Source organism: Rhodoferax sp. (assembly GCF_028689305.1).
Lineage (GTDB): Bacteria > Pseudomonadota > Gammaproteobacteria > Burkholderiales > Burkholderiaceae_C > Rhodoferax.
This window is the reverse complement of sequence record NZ_JAQTWM010000121.1, coordinates 6069-8379: the sequence shown is the minus strand read 5'-3', so window position 1 is coordinate 8379 and position 2311 is coordinate 6069. Positions and strand designations below refer to the sequence as shown.

At 63.9% G+C, this 2311-nt stretch carries 3 protein-coding genes; all 3 read left to right on the top strand.

Annotated features, from left to right (window positions below):
• Positions 1-854: cyanophycin synthetase (locus PHW99_RS17100; protein ID WP_300180434.1), on the top strand; the 854-nt coding region annotated here is incomplete at its 5' end.
• 83 nt (positions 855-937) lie between these two features.
• Positions 938-2122 carry a putative lipid II flippase FtsW gene (ftsW, locus tag PHW99_RS17095; protein ID WP_300180440.1) on the top strand — a complete coding sequence of 395 codons (1185 nt, stop codon included), beginning with the start codon at positions 938-940 and terminating at the stop codon, positions 2120-2122.
• A gap of 58 nt (positions 2123-2180) precedes the next feature.
• Positions 2181-2311, top strand: a 131-nt coding sequence (locus tag PHW99_RS17090; protein WP_300180437.1) for a glycosyltransferase, incomplete at its 3' end; no start/stop codon positions are given.

Here is a 2311-nt window from a genome sequence, read left to right as displayed (position 1 = left end):
GGATCTTTGGCCAGCACGGCCTGATGGTGCTCAACCGCGAAGATCCACTGGTGATGGCCATGCTGCCGCCCCCGGTCAAGGTGAAGCTGCAGAAACCCCAACAACGCGACTGTGTCCTGTTTGGCAGCGACATGCCGCAGCGTCCAGGTGACTTTGGCATCGAGGTGGTCAACGGCATGACCTGGCTGGTGCGTGCCCTGGACGCGGACGAAACCAAGCGCAAGCGCAGCGAGGCCGCCGACGAACTGTATTTCCAGCGCTTGATGCCGGCCGACGCGCTGCGTATTCGTGGCCGGCACAACGCCATCAATGCGCTGTCAGCCCTGGCGCTGGCCAGTGCTGCTGGCTGTCCGCTGGCGCCCATGCTGTATGGCCTGCGTGAATACCGGGGGGAACCCCATCGGGTGCAGTCGATTGGCAGCGTCGATGAGGTCGAGTATTTTGACGACAGCAAAGGGACCAATGTGGGTGCCACCGCTGCGGCACTGAACGGCCTGGGGGCTGATCGCAAGGTGGTGGTGATTCTGGGGGGGGAAGGCAAGGGCCAGGACTTTACCCCGCTGGCCGAGCCGGTGCGTCGCCACGTGCGTGCCGTGGTGTTGATAGGGCGTGATGCGCCACTGATCCGCGCCGCCTTGGCCGATACCGGGGTCGCGCTGCATGACGCCGCATCGATGCCGCAGGCCGTGGCACTGGCTGCGGCCCAGGCCCACGCTGGTGACGCGGTGTTGATGTCGCCAGCTTGTGCCAGCTTCGACATGTTTGACAACTACGAGCACCGTGCGCGCGTTTTTGTGCAGGCGGTGACGGAACTGGCCGATGCGGCCGGTGTGATGCTGGGAGGCGAGCTGTGAGCACTGCTGCCAGTGCGCCATTGCGCCATCGCCTGAAACAATGGCTGGGCGGTCTGGTCACCCCGGCCGGTGATGTGTTGCCGGTGCGCCTGGGGGCGACCCGGCTGGCGGCCACGGGCACGGCGCCAACCCGGGCCCAGGGGTTTGACCAGCCGCTGGTCTGGGTCACGGTGGCGTTGTTGCTGTGGGGTTTGGTGATGGTGTATTCGGCCTCGATTGCCATGCCGGAAAACCCGCGGTTTGCCAAATACACACCGACCTACTTTCTGGTACGCCATGCCATGTGGCTGGTCATGGCCATGGTCGGGGCCTTGCTGGCTTACCAGGTGCCCTTGTCGACCTGGGAAAAAATGGCACGGCCGCTGTTTCTGGCGTCACTGGTCCTGCTGGTCATGGTGCTGATCCCGCATGTGGGCAAGGTGGTGTATGGCGCGCGGCGCTGGATCAGTGTCGGGCCGCTGAGTTTTCAGCCGTCCGAGCTGGCCAAGTTCACCGTGTTGCTGTATGCCGCCGACTACATGGTGCGCAAGATGGACGTCAAGGAGCGGTTTTTCCGTGCCGTGTTGCCGATGGGGGCCGCCGTCGCCATGGTGGGGGTGTTGCTGCTGGCTGAACCGGACATGGGGGCATTCATGGTGATTGCCGTGATCGCCATGGGCATCCTGTTTCTGGGCGGCGTCAACGCCCGCATGTTCTTCCTGATTGCTGCGGTGCTGCTGGTGGCCTTCGGCCTGATGATTGCGGCCAGCGAATGGCGGCGCGAGCGCATTTTTGCCTACCTTGATCCGTGGAGCGAAAAGAATGCCCTGGCCAAGGGTTATCAATTGACGCATTCGCTGATTGCCATTGGGCGCGGCGAGATTTTTGGCGTCGGCCTGGGGGGCAGCGTGGAAAAACTCAACTGGCTGCCCGAAGCGCACACCGACTTCCTGCTGGCCGTGATTGGTGAGGAATTTGGCCTGGTGGGGGTGCTGCTGGTGATCGGGCTGTTCTTGTGGATGGTGCGCCGCATGATGTCCATCGGCCGCCAGGCGATTGCGCTGGAGCGGGTGTTTGCCGGTCTGGTGGCACAGGGGGTGGCTGTGTGGATGGGTTTTCAGGCCTTCATCAATATGGGCGTGAACCTCGGTGCCCTGCCGACCAAGGGGCTGACCCTGCCGCTGATGAGTTACGGGGGCTCGGCCATCCTGATCAATCTGGCCGCCATCGCTGTGGTGCTGCGAATCGATCAGGAAAACAGAGCCCTGATGCAAGGAGGCCGGGTATGACGGCGCTGTTTCATCAAAACCGGGCCCGGCGCGTAGCGCAGCATGGGGCGACAGCCTCATGGCTGATGCAAGGAGGCCGGGTATGAGCAGGACGGCCTTGATCATGGCGGGCGGCACCGGTGGTCACATCTTTCCGGGGTTGGCGGTGGCGCAGGCCCTGCGCGAGCGGGGCTGGCGCGTGCACTGGCT